The 17,149-nt window shown below is 73.3% G+C and carries 13 protein-coding genes and 1 tRNA gene; 3 read left to right on the top strand and 11 right to left on the bottom strand.

The window, feature by feature from the left end; all coding sequences use genetic code 11:
• The first annotated feature begins 274 nt into the window (after positions 1-274).
• Positions 275-658 carry a DUF6083 domain-containing protein gene (locus tag AB0G20_RS12650; protein WP_361300060.1) on the top strand — a complete coding sequence of 128 codons (384 nt, stop codon included), beginning with the start codon at positions 275-277 and terminating at the stop codon, positions 656-658.
• Between the two features lie 50 nt (positions 659-708).
• On the opposite strand, the gene AB0G20_RS12645 is transcribed toward AB0G20_RS12650, so the two are convergent.
• The 8 genes from AB0G20_RS12645 to AB0G20_RS12610 form a co-directional block, all read right to left on the bottom strand.
• Positions 709-1,623, bottom strand: coding sequence for a YceI family protein (locus AB0G20_RS12645; RefSeq protein WP_361300057.1), 915 nt, complete (start codon positions 1,621-1,623; stop codon positions 709-711).
• Between the two features lie 138 nt (positions 1,624-1,761).
• Entirely contained in the window at positions 1,762-2,604 is an 843-nt protein-coding gene (locus AB0G20_RS12640) for an NAD(P)H-binding protein (RefSeq protein WP_361300054.1), read from the bottom strand.
• Positions 2,605-2,691: 87 nt separating this feature from the next.
• Positions 2,692-3,972 carry a patatin-like phospholipase family protein gene (locus AB0G20_RS12635; protein WP_361300051.1) on the bottom strand — a complete coding sequence of 427 codons (1,281 nt, stop codon included), beginning with the start codon at positions 3,970-3,972 and terminating at the stop codon, positions 2,692-2,694.
• Positions 3,969-5,048 (bottom strand): MBL fold metallo-hydrolase, encoded by a 1,080-nt coding sequence (locus AB0G20_RS12630; RefSeq protein ID WP_361300048.1) that lies wholly within the window; start codon positions 5,046-5,048, stop codon positions 3,969-3,971. The genes AB0G20_RS12635 and AB0G20_RS12630 overlap by 4 nt, the downstream gene beginning before the upstream one ends.
• A gap of 28 nt (positions 5,049-5,076) precedes the next feature.
• Positions 5,077-6,870, bottom strand: coding sequence for a S8 family serine peptidase (locus AB0G20_RS12625; protein WP_361300045.1), 1,794 nt, complete (start codon positions 6,868-6,870; stop codon positions 5,077-5,079).
• A 289-nt stretch (positions 6,871-7,159) separates the two neighbouring features.
• On the bottom strand, positions 7,160-8,236 hold the full coding sequence (locus tag AB0G20_RS12620; RefSeq protein ID WP_361300042.1) for a maleylacetate reductase: 1,077 nt from the start codon (positions 8,234-8,236) through the stop codon (positions 7,160-7,162).
• On the bottom strand, positions 8,233-9,102 hold the full coding sequence (locus AB0G20_RS12615) for an intradiol ring-cleavage dioxygenase (protein WP_361300039.1): 870 nt from the start codon (positions 9,100-9,102) through the stop codon (positions 8,233-8,235). Before AB0G20_RS12615 ends, AB0G20_RS12620 begins: the two co-directional genes overlap by 4 nt.
• 45 nt (positions 9,103-9,147) lie before the next feature.
• The gene (locus AB0G20_RS12610; protein WP_361300036.1) at positions 9,148-10,887 is read right to left on the bottom strand and encodes an FAD-dependent monooxygenase; all 1,740 of its coding nucleotides are present in this window, start codon (positions 10,885-10,887) and stop codon (positions 9,148-9,150) included.
• A 174-nt stretch (positions 10,888-11,061) separates the two neighbouring features.
• Between AB0G20_RS12610 and AB0G20_RS12605 the strand changes: the two genes are divergently transcribed.
• Positions 11,062-12,768 (top strand): helix-turn-helix domain-containing protein, encoded by a 1,707-nt coding sequence (locus AB0G20_RS12605; RefSeq protein WP_361300033.1) that lies wholly within the window; start codon positions 11,062-11,064, stop codon positions 12,766-12,768.
• Positions 12,769-12,857: 89 nt separating this feature from the next.
• Here the strand turns inward: AB0G20_RS12605 and AB0G20_RS12600 are convergent.
• Positions 12,858-12,942 (bottom strand) — tRNA-Leu (locus AB0G20_RS12600).
• Between the two features lie 142 nt (positions 12,943-13,084).
• Here AB0G20_RS12600 and AB0G20_RS12595 point away from each other — a divergent pair.
• Positions 13,085-14,416 (top strand): DUF2254 domain-containing protein, encoded by a 1,332-nt coding sequence (locus AB0G20_RS12595; RefSeq protein WP_361300030.1) that lies wholly within the window; start codon positions 13,085-13,087, stop codon positions 14,414-14,416.
• A 138-nt stretch (positions 14,417-14,554) separates the two neighbouring features.
• On the opposite strand, the gene AB0G20_RS12590 is transcribed toward AB0G20_RS12595, so the two are convergent.
• Together AB0G20_RS12590 and sucD are read right to left on the bottom strand one after the other, a co-directional pair.
• Positions 14,555-16,096: an aldehyde dehydrogenase family protein gene (locus AB0G20_RS12590; protein WP_361300027.1), complete on the bottom strand. Its 1,542-nt coding sequence runs from the start codon at positions 16,094-16,096 to the stop codon at positions 14,555-14,557.
• Between the two features lie 131 nt (positions 16,097-16,227).
• On the bottom strand, positions 16,228-17,142 hold the full coding sequence (gene sucD, locus AB0G20_RS12585; RefSeq protein WP_361300024.1) for a succinate--CoA ligase subunit alpha: 915 nt from the start codon (positions 17,140-17,142) through the stop codon (positions 16,228-16,230).
• Between the last annotated feature and the right edge of the window lie 7 nt (positions 17,143-17,149).

Below are 17,149 nucleotides of genomic sequence, written 5' to 3'. Positions count from 1 at the left end.
CGTTCGTCACATCGGTGCACCGCTCGGGTCGTGGGCGGCGCGGGTATGTGCGTGAGTGTAGGGAGGTCAGCGGGACGGGTGCCAGGGATTATTGCGGAGTCCCGCGGGCGCGGGACGGCCGGGGTCCCGTCGCGTATCGGCCTCCGGGGATTCGGCGGTGGTTGCTGATGGCACCTGCCGAGTCTCGCTTCGCCCCTCTGGTGCCGGAGCGACGCAGGTGCCCCGTCCGGTTCGCCCTCTACTCGCCGTGCCGGTGACTGCGGACGCTGGCCGTATGGGGGCTGTTGATGACGGGCTGCGCCGATTGCGGGTCGGCCGGTACGCGTGTCCGCGCTGTCGGTTGCCGCAGGATCGCGTGGCGACGCTGGAGCACGGATGGGTTCTGCTGGAGCCGGGGGTGGAGGTGCCGGCGCATCTCGTGCCTGCGGGGCACCGGTGGATCCCTCTGTCGGACGGCCGGGTCGCGATGTACGGCGTGTGCCCGCCGGACGGATCGCAGCGCTGCCGGATCGAGCACCGACTGGCGTGCGCGAGGCAGCCGTTGCCCGATCTGTGGCCGTGGCTGACGGCCCTGCGGGAGGAGAACGCCCGGGCGGCGGAGCGGCGGACCGACCCGGAACCGCCCCGGCCGCCGGAGGTGTGGCCGGACGCCGGGTAGGAGCAGCTCACCGTACGACCCGGGCCTCTCGGAAGGCCCGGGTCGTACCACTATTCCGGCGGGGTCGGTGTGTCGTGGGTGCGGTACATCGCCTGGACGTCCAGCTCCAGTTGGACGGTCGGGCCGACCACGGCGATGCCCCGGGCCAGCATGGAACGCCAGTTGAGGGTGTAGTCCTCGCGGTGGAGTTCCGCCGTGGCGAGGGCGGCGCAGCGCAGCTCCTGCCCGTAGCCGCCGTTCACGGTGCCGAGGTACGTCGTGTCCAGGGACACCGAGCGGCTGACGCCGTGCATCGTGAGGGAGCCGTGCAGCGTCCACTTGCTGCCGCCCCGGTAGGCGAAGCGCGCGCTCGTGAAGTCGATGTACGGGAAGCGCTCGACATCGAGGAAGTCGGCGGACCGCAGGTGGTTGTCGCGGGTGGAGTTGCCGGTGGTGATGCTGGAGGCGTCGATACGGACGTGCACGCGGGAGTCGGTCATGTCCGGGGCTATCCGGATGCCGCCCTCGAAGCGTTCGAAGCGGCCGTGGACATGGGCCATGCCGACGTGCTTGGCGATGAACCGGATCGCCGTGTGCGGCGGGTCGAAGAGCCAGGTTCCGGCGGTCGGCAGCTGGAGCGCCTCGGCGGGCTGCAGCCAGACCCGCTCGGTGGCCGTCGGGGTCCCGGGGCCCGTCTCGATCGTCTCGCGGTGCGGCCGCAGGCCCTCCGCCGAGATGAGCAGGCTGTACCGGCCGGGCGGCAGCGCCGCGAGGAAGTAGCCGTACGGGTCGGTCGTGCCGCGCGCGGCGACGCGGTGGGTGTCCAGGGCGGTGACGGTGACGTCCGCGGCCGCCAGGGGCGCGCCCATCGGGTCGACGACCTCGCGGGCGACGGCACCCGCGCCGGTGGGGAGGGGGAGGGCGAGGCCCGCCGCTGCGGCGGAGGAGCTCTTGAGCCACCGGCGCCGGAGCAGTGCGAGGGCCATGGTGGTCACCTTTCTTCGGGTGTGCGGCCGTACGCGCAGCGATTCAGCGCATGCCGACGGCCGCACCTTGCTGCGGTCACACCCCCTTGTCGATCTTGACGGGCCGGGCTCCGGTGCGGGTGTCTCAATACGAGACAGTCAGGACTGCCGCTTGAAGGCGTCCGCATGTTCGGCGGCCCACTGGGCGAAGGTGCGCGCAGGGCGTCCGGTGAGCTTCTCGACGGTGCCGGAGACCGTCCGGCCCACCTCCGGGGTGTCCCCGTAGGCCATGAGCAGGAAGCCGATGACGTCTTCCGGGAGGCCCGCCGCACGCCACTGCGCGAGGGCCTGCTCCTCGGTCAGCTCGACCAGGGTGATCTCCCGGCCGACGGCGTCGGCGATCGTCTTCACCTTGTCGCCGACGGTGAGCACGTCGGGGCCGGTGATCACGTACTCCCGGCCGCCGTGTCCCTCCTCGGTGAGCGCGACCGCGGCGACGGCGCCGATGTCGCCCTCGTGGACCATGGCACTCAGCCGGCCGACGAACGGCTCCCGCACCTCGCCCGAGGCCACGATGCCGTCCGCCCACTCCAGGGCGTTGGCCATGAACTCGACCGGCATGAGCACGGTCCAGTCCACACCGTCGTCGGCGCGCACCGCGTCCTCCAGCGGGGTGGGGCCGCCGCCGTGCAGCACGGTGACGCGGCGGACACCGGCGGAGCGGGCGAGTTCCAGGATCCGGGGGCCGGTCTCCAGCGGGCTGAAGGCAGCGCCGCCGAAGGTGATCAGATGGAGGCCGGTGACCCCCTCCAGGGCCGGGGCCAGGCTGTCCGGCTCGGTCAGGTCGCCCTCGACGACCTCCACACCCGCCGGGAAGGCGGCCTTCGCGGCGTCACGCGTCAGGGCACGCACCTCGTGGCCCCGGTCGAGCAGCTCGGCCACGACCTGACGGCCGACGGTTCCGGTGGCGCCGGTGACAAGAGTCTTCTGCGTCTGGGTCATGCCACGACCCTAGGAAGACTTGCGGTCACCTTCTGTCCGCGGGAACCGGGCGGGTCTGAGCTGTGCTTGCGGTCGTCGACGGGGGTGTCACCGTTGCGGCGGGCTCAGCGCTGTCAGGTCGTCCGGAAGCAGCTCCGGGTGGTACGCCGCCAGAGCCGCGCCGCCGAGCCACCAGCCGCGGTGGACCAGGGCACGGCAGAGGCCGGGGTCGAGGCGGTCGAACACGGTCGGGACGAGGGCGAGATGGCGGCCGTCGAAGGCCGGGTGTTCGGGGAAGGCCGCACGCCAGCGGCGCAGGGCGTCCGGGCCGTCCGCCGGGAAGTCGGTGGAGAGCTGGACGAGAATTCCGCGGCGGGCACCGCGCGGCAGTTCACCGTCCGGGCCCGAGGCCCTCGCGTGCTCGAAGCGTTCGACGACGGCACGGGTCCGCAGTGTGGTGCTCTGCCGGTACAGCAGTGAGTTCGCCCGGGCCAGGTCCCGGACCACCGGGACGCGCCCGTACACGCCGGGGCGCAGCAGACCTCCGGCGTTGAGGACGCACAGGAAGGTGTGCCCGTAGCGGTCCGAGTCGATGGCCTCCAGGCCGGTGTTGTCGTACGTACCGCCGTCGAGCAGGGCCGGCGGCTGGGTGGCGCACGGGAAGGGGGCCCGGTCGAGAACGACGGGCGGGAACGCGCCGGGGACCGCGGCGGAGGCCGACACGGCCCGGCTCAGCCGCAGCCGCGTGCCGGCCGTGGAGGCCAGGCCGATGGTGTAGTCGCCGTACACGTCGCGTTCGAAGGTGAAGCGGGCACCGGTGGTCAGGTTGGCGGCGTTGATGATCCAGCGCACCTGTGGGTCCAGACGCTCCAGTTCGGTCTCCCGCAGGAACCACTCGTCCAGACGCCCGGCCAGGAGGTCCGTACGGGTCGAAGGGCCGAGGGTCCGCCACAGGCCGCCGACGAGAGCGCGCTTGAGGGAGCGGGAGGAGACGCGGTCGACGACCGGCGCGACGACCAGCTCGTCGAAGGCGCGTGTGGTGAAGTTCTCCCGCCGCAGCGCGGGCCAGGCGGTGGCCAGGCAGCCGTTGGCCACCGAACCGCCGGACACGGACGAGGAGTAGCGCAGCCGGGAAAGCAGCCCGGTGCCGGCCAGCAGCCGCACGAAGCCCAGGGCGGCGAGGGTGGCGCGGAACCCGCCGCCGGACAGGGCGAGCGCGACCGGGTGCGCGGTGGCGGGAGGCTCGGCGGGGCGGAGGGCGTCACCGCAGGGACGCGCCGCGAGGCCGGTGCCGGCCGCGGGCGAGTCGACGGCCCACCGCGGACCGGCGGCCGGCGCGGCGCCGGCCGGGGGCGCGGAAGGGGCGGGGGCCTGCCGGGAGGTGGTCATGGCGAGTCTCCGATCGTGATGGGGAGCCCCTGCTCGGCGGGCGCCCGGACGTCGATGCCGAAGGCCCGGCCCTCGCTCAGTCGCGCCAGTTCCTCCTCGGCGAACGGGATGGGGTTGGTCAGGTGGACGACGTAGGCGTCGTCCGGTGCCCGGGACTCGACGAGCCAGCGCAGGGTGTCCTCGCTGGGGTGGTGGTGGCGCACGCCGTCGGCGGAGACGACGTAGTGGTCGGCCTGCACCTGTTCGAAGAAGCTTGCCTCCACGTTGCGGTCACTGCCGTGGTGCGGCAGTTTCAGCAGGTCGACGTGGAGGGGCGCCGAGTCGTCGAGCAGGCCCAGTGCGCGCAGCCCGGACAGGACGCGGTCGCCGCGGGCGTCACCGGTGAGCAGGGCGGTGCGGCCCGCCTGGCGCAGCAGCAGGACGATGCTGGAGAGGTTCGGCACCGACCCGTCGGTGTATCCCGCGGTGATGACGTCGGGATCGCCACGTTGTTTCGCCTTGTGCCACCGCTCCTCCAGTTCCTCCAGCGCTTCCTCGTCCGGCGCGACGACCGTGACGCCCAGGTCGTCGAGGTCGGCCTCCGCGCCCTCGACGAGCGGGCCGCCGAACGGGGTGTTGCCGTCCAGGTGCAGTGCGGTGGCCGCGTTGCGGATGTCGCGGCCCTGCTGGTAGCTCGCCCCGACTGCCGCGTCGGTGGCGGCGCGTTCGAGAAGCGGCCGTACGGAGGCGCTCAGCCCGGGGGCGCGCCGGTCGACGAGTTCCTCCACGGAGTTGAACCACAGGGCGTCCACCGCGTACGGCGGGGCGTCCCCGTCCTGCTGGGCCTGCCTCATGTCGCGGAAGAGCCGGACGAGCCCGCCGGCGTGGTCGTCGTCGACGTGGGAGAGGCACACGACATCGAGGTGCGGCGGGTCCTCGCCGTCCGGTCCGCCGAGTTGGTGCAGCCGGTCCCGGAGCGTGGCCCGGTAGACGCCGCCGGGACCGCCGTCGACGAGCATGACCCGCCGGTGAGGTGAGCCCCAGTGGACCAGGAAGCAGTCGCCGTGGCGGGCGTTGAGGAAATCGAAGGTGAGCATGTCGGCTCCTGGGTGGTGGACCGTTCCGTCAGACGGACTGAATGGCACGCAGCACGTCGACCAGCCCATGGCCCTGGAAGTGGCGTTCGCGTGCCAGGTCGGTCGCCGTGGCGCACAGGATCTCCTTCACGCGTTCCGGGCGGCCGAGCAACTCCCGGTTGCGGGCCAGCAGCATGGCCGCGGCTCCGCTGACATGGGCCGCCGCCTGGCTGGTGCCGTGCATGGCGGCGATGCCCTCGCCGGGGATGGGGCCGTCGATGTCCTCCCCCGGCGCCACCAGGTCGGGCTTGGGCCGCCCGTCGCCGGTGGGCCCCCGGCTGGAGAAGTAGCTGACGCCGTGGCGGTGCGGGTTGCTGCGGTGGGTGGAGCCGACGGTGATGACGGACTCCGCGTTTCCGGGGTCGGAGATGCTGATGTCCCGGTAGTCGGCGCCCGTGGTCCGCGCGGTGCCGGCGAACCCCGCGTTGCCGGCCGCGGTGACGACCACGACGCCCGACCGTGTCAGGCGGTCGCACTCGACGCACACGGGTGTCCACCCGGTGGCGTGGCTGGCGACGTCGTGCGGGACCGACAAGCTGATGTTGACCCCGGCGACGATGAACCGCCCGGCCTTCTCATTGATGTGACGGATCGCCTGCAGCGCGGTGACGATGGAGAACTCGTCGCCCCCTCCGTCGTCGTCGAGGACCCGGAAGTCGTAGAGCCGGATGCGTGGGCAGACGCCGCGGAAGTCCAGCTCCGGCCACCAGCCGCCGATGATGCCGGCGATGTGGGTGCCGTGCTGGTCGCCGGGCGGCGGCCGTGTGGGCTGCTTCGGGGACGGGGTGGTCTCGACGGACGGCAGGGCCGCCGCCCAGTTGACGAGGCCGCCCACGAGCACGTCGGCGGAGAGCTTCTCCCGTACGCCGGTGAAGTCGAAGGAGCGGGCGATACGCGAATCGAGTTGCTGCGGCGTCGAGCCGGTGGTGTCCCAGTCGTGGAAGGCGGGGTGCCGCGGATCGATGCCGCTGTCGACCACGGCCCAGCCGATGGAGGCGGTGTCGACCGAGAAGACCTGCTCCGCCGCGTCGGCTTTGATGGTCCGGCGGGACCGTACGACCGCTCCCGTCGCGGGCCGGTTCGTCGTCACGGACACGACCGGATACTTCTGCCTTCGGTCGGCCACCCGCCCGGTGGGTGCGTGCGGCCGGCGCGCGGGGCCGTTGTCCACGACGACGGCGTCCAGCATGTCGACGAGCACGCCGGTCACCGCCTGTTCCCGCGTCTCGCCCCGGCCCAGATCGGGCCTCGCGTGCCGCACGATGCGGTGCAGCAGCCTCAACAGCCAGGTGACGTGGCGGCCGCGCTCCTGCCTGCGCTCCATGCTGTCGTGGATCTCGCTGGTGGCCGGGGTCCTGACGTGTCCGGCGAGGGCTGCTTCGATGCCTTCGGTCCCGCTGTGCCGAGCGAGTTCGTGGGCGACGCGCACCGCGCCGGCCAGGCTGGTCAGGGGCAGGACGTCGCCGACGAGCTCCTTCAGGGTCAGCTGTGCCGCTACGAAGCTGCCGGCGGCGATCGGACGGCACTTCTCCATCAGCCCGCGGTTCTGGAAACGCTCCAGCACCTGCTCTACGCCGTACTCCTCGCGGATCGCGAGAATCAGGTCCTGCCGTCCCCACTCTCCCGTCCGGGCCACGGCCCCCGAACCGTGGGCGTCACGCCGCGAGGCCGGCGGCTGGGCGAACGCCAGCCACACGTCGAAGTGAACGGGGCAGTGGGTGGCCCACAGGACGGGGACGGGGCCATCCCCGTAGAACACCGCTGAGAGGTCGGCTCGGTCCATGTGGACTCCCGGTGCGCGTGCATGCGGCCCTGCGCAAGGCGGTGGGAGACGGTGACAGCGGCCGGAGGGCCTGTCTTCATCATCCGCCCTGGTCACGGCCGCTGCAACCGCACGGCCGGTCCGTGCCGGCGCCTGCGGTCCGACCGCGTCCAGGACGCCAGCGAATCCTCCGGATCTCGTCCTGAGGAACCCACTGGCGCGGGGCTCCGGCGGCGCGCTGACACCGCATCAGCACGGGCCGTGAGGTCGTGGTCACGGCAGGTGCGGGCGGGTCGGCTGACGTAGCCGCCTATGCCGTCGAGGGCGGCCTTCCCTCGTACGCCGCGAGCAGTACGCCCCGGGCCCCCTCCGCCGTCACCTCGCGCGGGTTGGCGTACGGCTCGCCCGCGGCCCGGGTCGCCGCGGGCGTCACGTCGGCCTCCGTCAGGCCGAGTTCGGCGAGGGAGCGCGGTGCTCCGAGGCGGCCGGCCAGGTCCCACAGGGCGCGGGGCGCGTCGTCGGCCCCGAGGGCACGGCGCAGGACGGTCAACGCCTGCGGGGCGGCGGGGGCGTTGTGGGCGAGGACGTAGGGCAGGACGACGGTGTGGGTCTCGGCGTGGGGCAGGCCGTAGGTGCCGCCGAGGACGTGGCACAGCTTGTGGTGCAGGCCCATCGTGGTCGCGCCGAGGCACGCGCCGCACAGCCACGCCGCGTACAGCGCCCGGCTGCGCGCGTCGAGGTCCTCCGGGTCGGCGGCGAGGAGCGGCAGTGCCTCGGCCATCGCCCGGACGCCCTCCTCGGCCATGACCGAGACCAGCGGGGAGGCGTCCGGGGCGTACAGCGCCTCGACGGCGTGCGCGAGCGCGTTGATCCCGCTGGTGACGGTCAGCGGTAGGGGCAGGGAGAGGGTGAGCCGGGGGTCGTAGACGACGCTGCGGGGCTGCACGGCCGGGTCGCGGCCGGTGCGCTTGCTGCCGTGCTCGGTCAGGCCCCACACCGGGGTCATCTCGGAACCCGAGTAGGTCGACGGCACGGCGATCAGCGGCAGTCCGGTGCGCAGGGCGATCGCCTTGCCGAGCCCGATCGCGGAACCGCCGCCGACCGCGACGCAGCCGTCCGCCCCGGCCGCCCGGACCGCCTCGACGGCCCGGTCGGCGTCCTCGACGGGCACGTGCATCCGCGCCCCGGCGTGCAGCCCGGCGCAGCGGTCGCCGAGCGCGTCCGCGACCGCCCGGGCGACGGGCCCGCCCCGGCTGCCGCACACCACGAGCAGCCGCCGAAGGCCCAGGCGGGCGGCCTCGTCCGGGGTCGCGGTGACGGCCCCGCCGGGCCGGAAGACGACCCGCACGGGCCGGGTCTCGTACGTGAACTCCTCCTGGAACGTCATGCGGTCCGCTCCAGGACGAGGTCGAAGCGGGCGTGCCGGAAGGGGTTCTCGACGCCGAACTCCCGGGCCAGCGAGGGGTCGTCCGTGTCCGCGAAGTCCTGGACCAGGCTCTGCTTCACGGCGAACACCGCGTCGGAGTCGAGGTAGTCGCCGCCGGCCACGAAGATGTGCGTGGTGACGGGGGTGTGGCCCTCGGCCGCTGCGATGAAGTGGATGTGCGCGGGGCGGTAGGGGTGCCGTCCGGTCGCCCGCAGCAACCCGCCCACGGGGCCGTCGGTGGGGATCGGATACGCCGCCGGGACGCAGGTGCGGAACCAGAAGCGGCCCTCGGCGTCGGCGGTGAACAGCCCGCGTCCGTTGCCCGCGGGCTGGAGTCCGGGCTGCTGGACGTCGTAGTAGCCCTTGTCGTCGGCCTGCCAGACATCCACGACGGCGCCGGGCAGCGGGGTCCCGTCCGCGGACCGCACCCGGCCGCTGACCACGCACCTCTCGCCGCCGCCCACCAGGTCGATGTCGTCGCCGAGCGCGCGGACCGGTGACTCGGTCATGTGGAAGGGGCCGAGCACGGTCGACTCGGTGGTCCCGGGCGTGCGATCGCCGCTCAGCGTCTCCACCAGCATGGACAGGCCCAGCACGTCCGACAGCAGGATGAACTCCTGCCGGGTGTCGGTGCAGGACTGGCCGGTCGCCGTCAGGAAGGCGATCGCCCGCTCCCACTCCTCCTGGGTGAGACGGGTCTCGCGCGCGAAGTCGTGCAGATGGCGGACGAGGCCGGTGAGCAGTTCGCGCAGCCGCGGGTCGGCGGTCCCGCGCAGACTGGCGAGGGCCTGCTCGGTGACGCTGGTCCCGGTCGCGTCGGTGGTCATCCCGGCTCCTCGTCGTCGACGTCCGCTTCTTCCATGATGGCGCGCTCAGGCGTGGCCGAGGATCCGCCGCAGCGCGTCCGCCAGCAGTTCTCCGGCGTCCGGTGCGGCGGACGCGTGCCGGAAGGCGACGAACCCGTCCGGACGGACGAGGAGGGCGCCCGCGTCGGAGATCTCGCGCAGGCGCGCCCAGTCGCCGTAGGGGTCCTCGTACTCCTGGCCGGGGCCGATCACCACGGTGGCGACCGGGATGTCCTGAGCCGAGGCGGCCCGCACCCAGTCCTCTCCCCCGATGCCGGTCAGCAGGGTGAAGCGGCCCCGGCCGATCGTGTCGAGGGTGGAGAGCGTGCGGGTGCCGGAGGTGATCCAGGCGTGCGGGAGCCGGGCGCCGGGGCGGGAGGACGGCTGGTGGTGCAGCTCGGGGTCGCGGGCGAAGCCGGGGTCGGGCGTGCCGTCCGGGACGATGGCACCGGAGGTGTAGCGCTGGTTGAGGTCGACGCCGTGCGCGTTGAACTCGTAGACCTTGAAGGCGATCGCCTCGCGCAGCCTGGCCCGCTGCTTCTCGGCGGCCTCGGTGGCGTCCTTGCGGGCGGCGATGTTGGCCCACAGTTGCTCGGGGGTCTGCGGGGAGAGCCCGTCGAGGGCCTCGAAGACCGGGGCGGTCTCGCGGATGGACCGGTTGGCGCGGGTGACGATCTGCCGCCCCACCGGGGCGCGTTCGGCGGTGTAACTGTCGAGCAGCCTGGGGTGGGCGGTGCCGTCGAGGACCAGCTTGAGCTTCCAGGCGAGGTTGTAGGCGTCCTGGATCGAGGTGTTGGAGCCGAGGCCGTTGGACGGCGGGTGCCGGTGCACGGCGTCGCCGGCGCAGAGGACACGGCCGTTCGCGTACGACTCCGCGTACATCTCGTTGACGGTCCACGCCGAGGACGACTTGACGGTCACGGGGATGTCGTCGTCGCCGACGAGCTGCCGGACGACCGACTCGGCGTACTCGGTGGTCAGGTCGGGCGCGCCGGCGTTCACGTCGTAGCCCCAGACGATGAGCCACTCGTTCCAGGGGCGCACGCAACGCACCAGGCCCGCGCCGATGCCGCCGACCGTCGCGCCCGGGGCGAGCACCCAGTAGAGGGTGGACGGGCGGTGGGCGGTGTACTTGCTCAGGTCCGCCTCGAAGACGATGTTGATGCTGCCGGCCACGCCCATCTGGCCGCCCATCGGCAGCCCGGCGTCCGCGGCGACCTTCGACCGTCCGCCGTCGGCGCCGATCAGGTACCTGGCGCGGATCTCGTAGGTGTCCCCGCGCAGCCGGTCGCGGACGGTCGCGGTGACGCCGTCGGCGTCCTGGGTGTGGGAGAGGTACTCGTTCTGGAAGCGGAGCCGGGTGCCGCGGGCGACGGCGGCGTTCACGAGGACCGGTTCCATGAGGTGCTGCGGCATGTCGCACATGCGGGTGGGGCTGGCGAGTTCGTGCTCGGCCTGCACCAGCGGGTCGTTGCCCCAGGAGCGCACCCGGCCCAGTTCCTCGCCCGCCAGGCTGGTGCAGAAGGTCGTGTTGCCCATCAGGTGCTGCGGGGTGGCCTGGGCGACGACGTCCACTTCCACGCCGAGGTCGCGCAGCACCTCCATGGTGCGCTGGTTGGTGATGTGCGCGCGGGGCGTGTCGGCGAGGCTCGCGTAGCGGGTCACCACGATGTTGGGCACGCCGTAGGTGCTCAGGGCGAGCGCGGCCGAGGCACCGGCCGGGCCGCTGCCCACGATCAGGACGTCGGTCTCGACGACGGTGGACACGGGGCGCTCCTGCGGAAGGGGTTGGGGCGGCGGGATGCGGGACGTGCATGATCATGGGGGGCTTCGGACGGGCGCGGGTGTCTCATTACGAGACACCGGAGTGCCGGGCGAAGGGCGGCACCGGCACCCGCAGTTGTTTGCCGTTCAACCGAACCCGTTACGGTGGGCGGTGCCGTGACCACCACAGACCCCTCCCCCGCAGCCACCGCCCGGCCCTCGCTGCGTGTCGCCCGCGAGCGGTTCCTGTCGGGGTGCCCGCTGCCGCAGGGCGTGCCGGAGGAGGTCGTCGCGGCATGGCGGCGGGCACGGTTCTACGGCGTGCCGCACGACCTGGAGGAGTCGCCGGCGGGCCCCCCGATCTCCCGGGAGTCGACGCTGCTCGGTGCCGCCCGGCCGGTCCTCGACCGGATCGTCCCCGCGCTGGGCGTGGGCCGGTCGCTGCTCCTCCTGACCGACGAGCGGCTGCGCGTGGTGTGGTCGGCGGGGAACGTACCCGGGTTCGGCGCGTGCACCGTCCTGTCGGAGCAGGAGGTCGGCCACAACAGCGCGGCCCTCGCCCTGCGCACCCGGAGCCGGGCCGAGGTGCACGGGCCCGAGCACTTCCTCGACCGGTGGCAGGACGTGTCCGCGGTCAGTGTCCCGGTGCTCGGGCCGGAGAGCGGGCAGGTGCTGGGCACCCTGACGGTCGCGTCCCGGCTGTGCGCCGCCGGACCGCCGCATCCGCAGGCGGCCTTCGCCGAGGCGACCGCCGCGGCGGTCGAGACGGAGCTGCGGGCGCGGGCCGGGCGGGGTGAGCGGGTGTTGCTGGATGCCTACGTGCGGGCGGCGCAGGGGCCGGACCGGGCCGTGGCGGCACTCGACGGCCGCAACCGGCTGGTCAGCGACGCGGCACAGCGGTTGCTGACGCCCGAGGTGCTCGGGGCGCTGGAGCGCACGGCGGCCGGCGCGCGGGAAACGGGCTTCGCGGAGCTGCCGGAGGGAGCCGGGTGCACCGCGCGCATCACACCGGTGCGTCTGGACGGCAGGGCCATCGGGATCGTGGCCACCCTGGAAGCCCTCGACGCTTCCGCGCTCCCGGTGCCGGCCCCGTCCCCGCCGGTCGCTCTGACCGGCTCCTCGGTCCCCTGGCGGCACGCCGTCGGGCGGGCCGTCGAACTGGCCCGCTCCCGGGAGCCCCTGCTGCTCACCGGTGAGCGCGGCACGGGCAAGTCCGCGCTGGCACGGGAGTTGTCCGGCACGGGCCCCGTCCAGGTCGCGGACGCGGCCCAGGACGCCGGGCTCGACGATGCCCTGCCCGCGTGGCAGCCCGACCGTCCGCTCCTGCTCCGCCACGCCGAGCGCCTCGCGCAGCCCGGCGTGGCCGCGCTCAACTCCCTGCTCGACCGGCACCCGGACGCCCGGCTGCTGGTCACCTACACGCCCGGCGCGCCGGCCGGCCCCTGCCTCCAGCGCCTGCTGGACAAACTGTCCGCCCGCTCGGTGACCCTGCCGCCGCTGCGGGAACGCACCGACGACATCCGGGACCTCCTGCCGGCCCTCACCCCCCGCCCTGCGCCCGGGCAGCCGCCGCTGACCTGGACCCTGGACGCCCTGCGCGCGCTCGAGCTGTACCCGTGGCCCGGGAACGTCACCGAGCTGGCCCATGTCGTCCGGGCCCTCGCGGAGCACCGGCGGGTGTCCGGGCCGGTCCGCCGGGCGGAACTGCCGGACGCCGTCCGGGAAGGACCGGCCGCGCGCCCGCTCAGCCCGATGGAGCGTGCCGAGCGCGCCGCGATCCTGGAGGCGCTGCGCCGCCACGGCGGCAACAAGGCACGCGCGGCGGCCGCGCTGGGGATCGGCCGGGCGACGCTGTACCGCAAGCTGCGGGGCTACCGGCACTGAGCCCCGGTGATGAACCCCGGTCATGAACCCCGGGAACGCACAGCAGCTCGGGCGGGTCGAGAAGATCTCGACCCGCCCGAGCTGGTCTGTGTCCGAGGGGGGACTTGAACCCCCACGCCCGATAAAGGGCACTAGCACCTCAAGCTAGCGCGTCTGCCATTCCGCCACCCGGACCAGGTGTCTGCCGCCGTGCCAGGGGTGCTCCCCGCGGCGACACGGACAACAATACCAAGCTTTCGGAGTGCCTTTCACCTGCGTTTCCGTCCGCCTGGCGGGGGTCCGGGACCTCGCGCCCCGATACCTCTAGGGTCGCACCATGAGTGACTGGATGGTTACGCAGAGCTCCTCGGCGAGGCGTCGCCCGCGTGCGCTGTCGCCGCTCAGGGAGCATCTGCGGGACACGTTCTGGTTCGCCCCCATGGCCGCGATGGTGAGTGTCTTCGTGGTCTGGGTGGGGGCGCAGCTGCTCGACGCGGCCATCGTCGACGCGCTCCAGAAGGACCGGGACTACGAGACGCTCGACGAGCTGCTGCGGTTCGCGGAGGACGCCAAGGCGGTGGTGAGCGCGGTCGGCTCGGCGATGATGACCTTCATCGGTGTGGTCTTCAGCATCTCGCTGGTGGCCGTGCAGATGGCGAGCGGGCAGTTCACCCCGCGCGTGGTGCGGCTCTTCGTCCGGAGCCGGATCACCAAGGCGACCTTCGCGGTCTTCCTGGCGACCTTCGTGCTGACCCTGCTGGTCCTGACGAGCTTCGACAGTGTCGACGACCCCCGGGCCGTCACCTCGGTGCCTCTGGTGCAGTCGGTCCTCACCCTCTGCATGGTCGCGCTGAGCCTGCTCCTCTTCGTGCTGTACGTGAACGCCACCCTGCGGCTGATGCGGATCAGTCATGTGATCGCGCGGATCGCCACGGAGTCGTTCCGGGTCGCCGCCTCGATGCCCGTACCGGCGGGCGGGCAGGAGGCTCCCGTCCTCGGCACCGAGACGGCGTGGGTGCCGCACGAGGGCCGGGCGGGGGTACTGCGGGACGTGCACATCGCGCGGCTGGTGCGGGTGGCGCGCGCGCACGGGGTCGTGCTGCGGCTGATCCCTCGGATCGGGGACTTCGTCGTACCCGGGATGCCCGTGCTGGCGGTGCACGGTGGTCCGGTCCCGCCGCGCCGGGTGCTGCGCTACGCGATCTCGGTGGGGGTGGAGCGGACCTACCACCAGGATCTCGGTTTCGGGCTGCGGCAGTTGTCCGACATCGCGTTGCGCGCCCTGTCGTCCGCGATCAACGATCCGACGACCGCCGTGCAGGCGCTGGACCGTGTCGTCCAGTTCCTGGCCGCGATGAGCCGTCGGCCGCTGGACGCCGCCCTGCACCGGGACCGGGCCGGTGCGGTGCGGTTGGTGCAGCCCGTGCCCGGCTGGACCGAGCTGGTGGACCTCGGGTTCGCCGAGACACGGGGATGCGCCGCCGGGAGCCCGCAGGTCTCCCGGCGCATGCTGGCCGGCCTGGACGACCTCCTCCTGCTCGCGCCGCCGGAACGCCGCGAGCCGCTGCTGCGCCATCGCGAACTGCTCCGGCAGGCTGTCGGCCTGGCCGCGCCGACCTCGGCGGACCGGGAGTTCGCCCTGCGCCCGGACCGGCAGGGCATCGGCTGAGCGATGTCTTGCCGCGCCCGGGGCCGGTCCGGGGAGCGCCCGGCCCGCCCTACCGGGCGGGCGGACAACGTAGGCGTCCGACGCCGGCACCCACGGGCGGGACCGCGTGGCGAACCGGCGTCGGACGCGCCCCCCTCGTCAGGGCAGCAGCTGGTACTCCGGGAAGTTGCCCGGCAGCCGCTCCCCCTGTGGTCCCCGCGTCACCGAACGCACCAGCAGGTCGCCGCCGACGAACGCGCCGCGCCAGGACGCGCCGAGCCCGCCGAACAGCTCGTGGCGGTCGCCCCGGGAGCGTGGGGTGCCGTGACCGACCTTGAACGCGCGGATGTGCGGGGCGAGCCGGTCGTACGTCGCCCGGTCGTCCGTGGACAGCGTGGCGACCAGTGCGCCGTTGGAGGCGTTCATCGCGGCCAGCAGCTCCGCCTCCGTGTCGACCAGGACGATCGTGTCGACCGGGCCGAACGGCTCCGCGTGGTGCAGCGGAGAGGACGGGGGCGGATTGAGGAGCGTGACCGGCTGGACGTAGGCGGAGGTGTCCTGGCCGGGCAGGAAGCGGGCCTCGTCGGGCCTGCCGCGGTGCAGTGGTACGGCGCCGCGCTCGATCGCCTCGGCGACCTGGTCCTGCAGCTCCTTCGCCTTGGCCGCGTTGATCACCGGCCCGAAGTCCAGCTCCGGGTACGGGTCGTCCCGCTGCTCCACGGCGAGCGGATGCCCGACCCTGAGCGTGCGCACCGCCGGGAGGTACGCCGCCAGGAACGCGTCGAACAGGTGCCGCTGGACGACGAAGCGCGGGTACGCCGTGCAGCGCTGCTTGCCGTAGTCGAAGAGCTTGGGGATCACCGCGGTGAGCGTGTCCCAGTCCGAGTGGTTCCAGATGCCCCAGGTGTTGAGTCCTTCCTGTTCGAGGACGTGTCGTTTGCCGAGGTCGGCGACGGCCGTGGCCACGGCGGCGCCGGTGTCGCGGCCGCCGACGAAGGAGACGCAGCCGATCTCGGGCGCCCGCACCAGCGCCTCGGACAGCTCGCCTCCGCTGCCGCTGACGAGGGTCACGGGAACTCCCTCGCGGGCGGCGAGGGCACAGGCCAGGGTCAGGCAGGCGACACCGCCGTCGGTCGGGGTCTTGGCGATGACCGCGTTGCCTGCCAGTGCCTGGACCAGCAATGCGTGAACGAGCACGCTCATCGGGTAGTTCCAGCTGGCGATGTTGGACACGGGGCCGTCCAGCGGGGTCCGGCCGGCGAGCATCGGTTCGATGCCGTCGACGTACCAGCGGACCCCGTCGATGGCCCGGTCGACGTCCGCCAGGGCGAGCCGCCAGGGCTTGCCGATCTCCCAGACGAGCAGGAGTGCGAGCAGGCTGCGGTGTTCGGTGAGGGCGTCGAGGGTGGCCGCGATCCGGGCCCGGCGCTCCTCCAGGGGAAGGTGCCGCCAGGCGCGGTGCCGGTCGAGTGCGGCGCACACGGCCCGGTGGGCGGTGGCCCCGTCCAGGCGGGGCGGGCCGGCGATCGGGCTGCCGTCGACCGGGCTGACGGCGGGCAGGACCCGGCCGTCCTCCTGCCAGGCGCCGTTCCAGAGGTTGAGGACCCGGTCGTCGCGGAAGGCCTCGGGGGCGACGGCGAGACAGCGCTGCCACGCATCGGGCCAGGACGTGCCGGTCTTGAGGGTGAGGGTGGGTGCCATGGGGTTGCTCCGCTCTCGGTGCACAGTCGGGGGCGGGGAAATGCAGCGTGGGGTGGCCCGGCGGTCGGCCCAGCCGGGTAGTCGGCGTCGACGGCCCGGCAGTCGGCCCGGTGATCGGCGTGAGTGGCCGGCTATCGGCCTTCGAGTCGCGCGAGCACCAGCCTGGCCGTCTCGGTCGGTGTGCTGCCCACGCTCACCCCGGCCGCTTCCAGGGCCTCCTTCTTCGCGGCGGCCGTTCCGGAGGAGCCGGACACGATCGCGCCGGCGTGCCCCATGGTCTTGCCCTCGGGTGCGGTGAATCCGGCGATGTAGCCGACGACCGGCTTGGTGACGTGCTCGCGGACGTACGCCGCCGCGCGTTCCTCCGCGTCGCCGCCGATCTCGCCGATGAGGACGATCAGTTCGGTGTCGGGGTCGTCCTGGAAGGCGGCGAGGCAGTCGATGTGCGTGGTGCCGACGACGGGGTCGCCGCCGATGCCGACACAGGTCGAGAAGCCGATGTCGCGCAGCTCGTACATGAGCTGGTACGTCAGCGTGCCGGACTTGGAGACCAGGCCGATGCGGCCCGGCTTGGTGATGTCGGCCGGGATGATGCCCGCGTTGGACTGGCCGGGGGTGATGAGGCCCGGGCAGTTGGGGCCGACGACGCGGGTGCCCTTGTCCTGGGCGTACGCGGTGAAGGCGACGGAGTCGTGGACGGGGATGCCCTCGGTGATGACGACGGCGAGGCCGATGCCGGCGTCGGCGGCCTCGACGACGGCCGCCTTGGCGAAGGCGGGCGGCACGAAGACGACGGTGACGTCCGCTCCGGTGGCGCGCATCCCGTCGGCGACCGAGCCGAAGACGGGCACGGCCATGGGGGCACCTCCCAGGCCCTTGAGGCACTGGGGGACGTCGAAGTCGACGGTGCGGCCGGCCTTGCGCGGGTTGACGCCGCCGACGACGTTCGTGCCGGCCGCGAGCATCCGCCGCGTGTGCTTCATGCCCTCGCCGCCGGTCATGCCCTGGACGAGGACCTTGCTCTCCTTGGTGAGGTAGATGGCCATGGCGTTC

Source organism: Streptomyces sp. NPDC024017 (assembly GCF_040638895.1).
GTDB lineage: Bacteria > Actinomycetota > Actinomycetes > Streptomycetales > Streptomycetaceae > Streptomyces.
The sequence above is the reverse complement of the archived record's forward strand: the minus strand, read 5'-3'. Positions and strand labels throughout refer to the sequence as shown.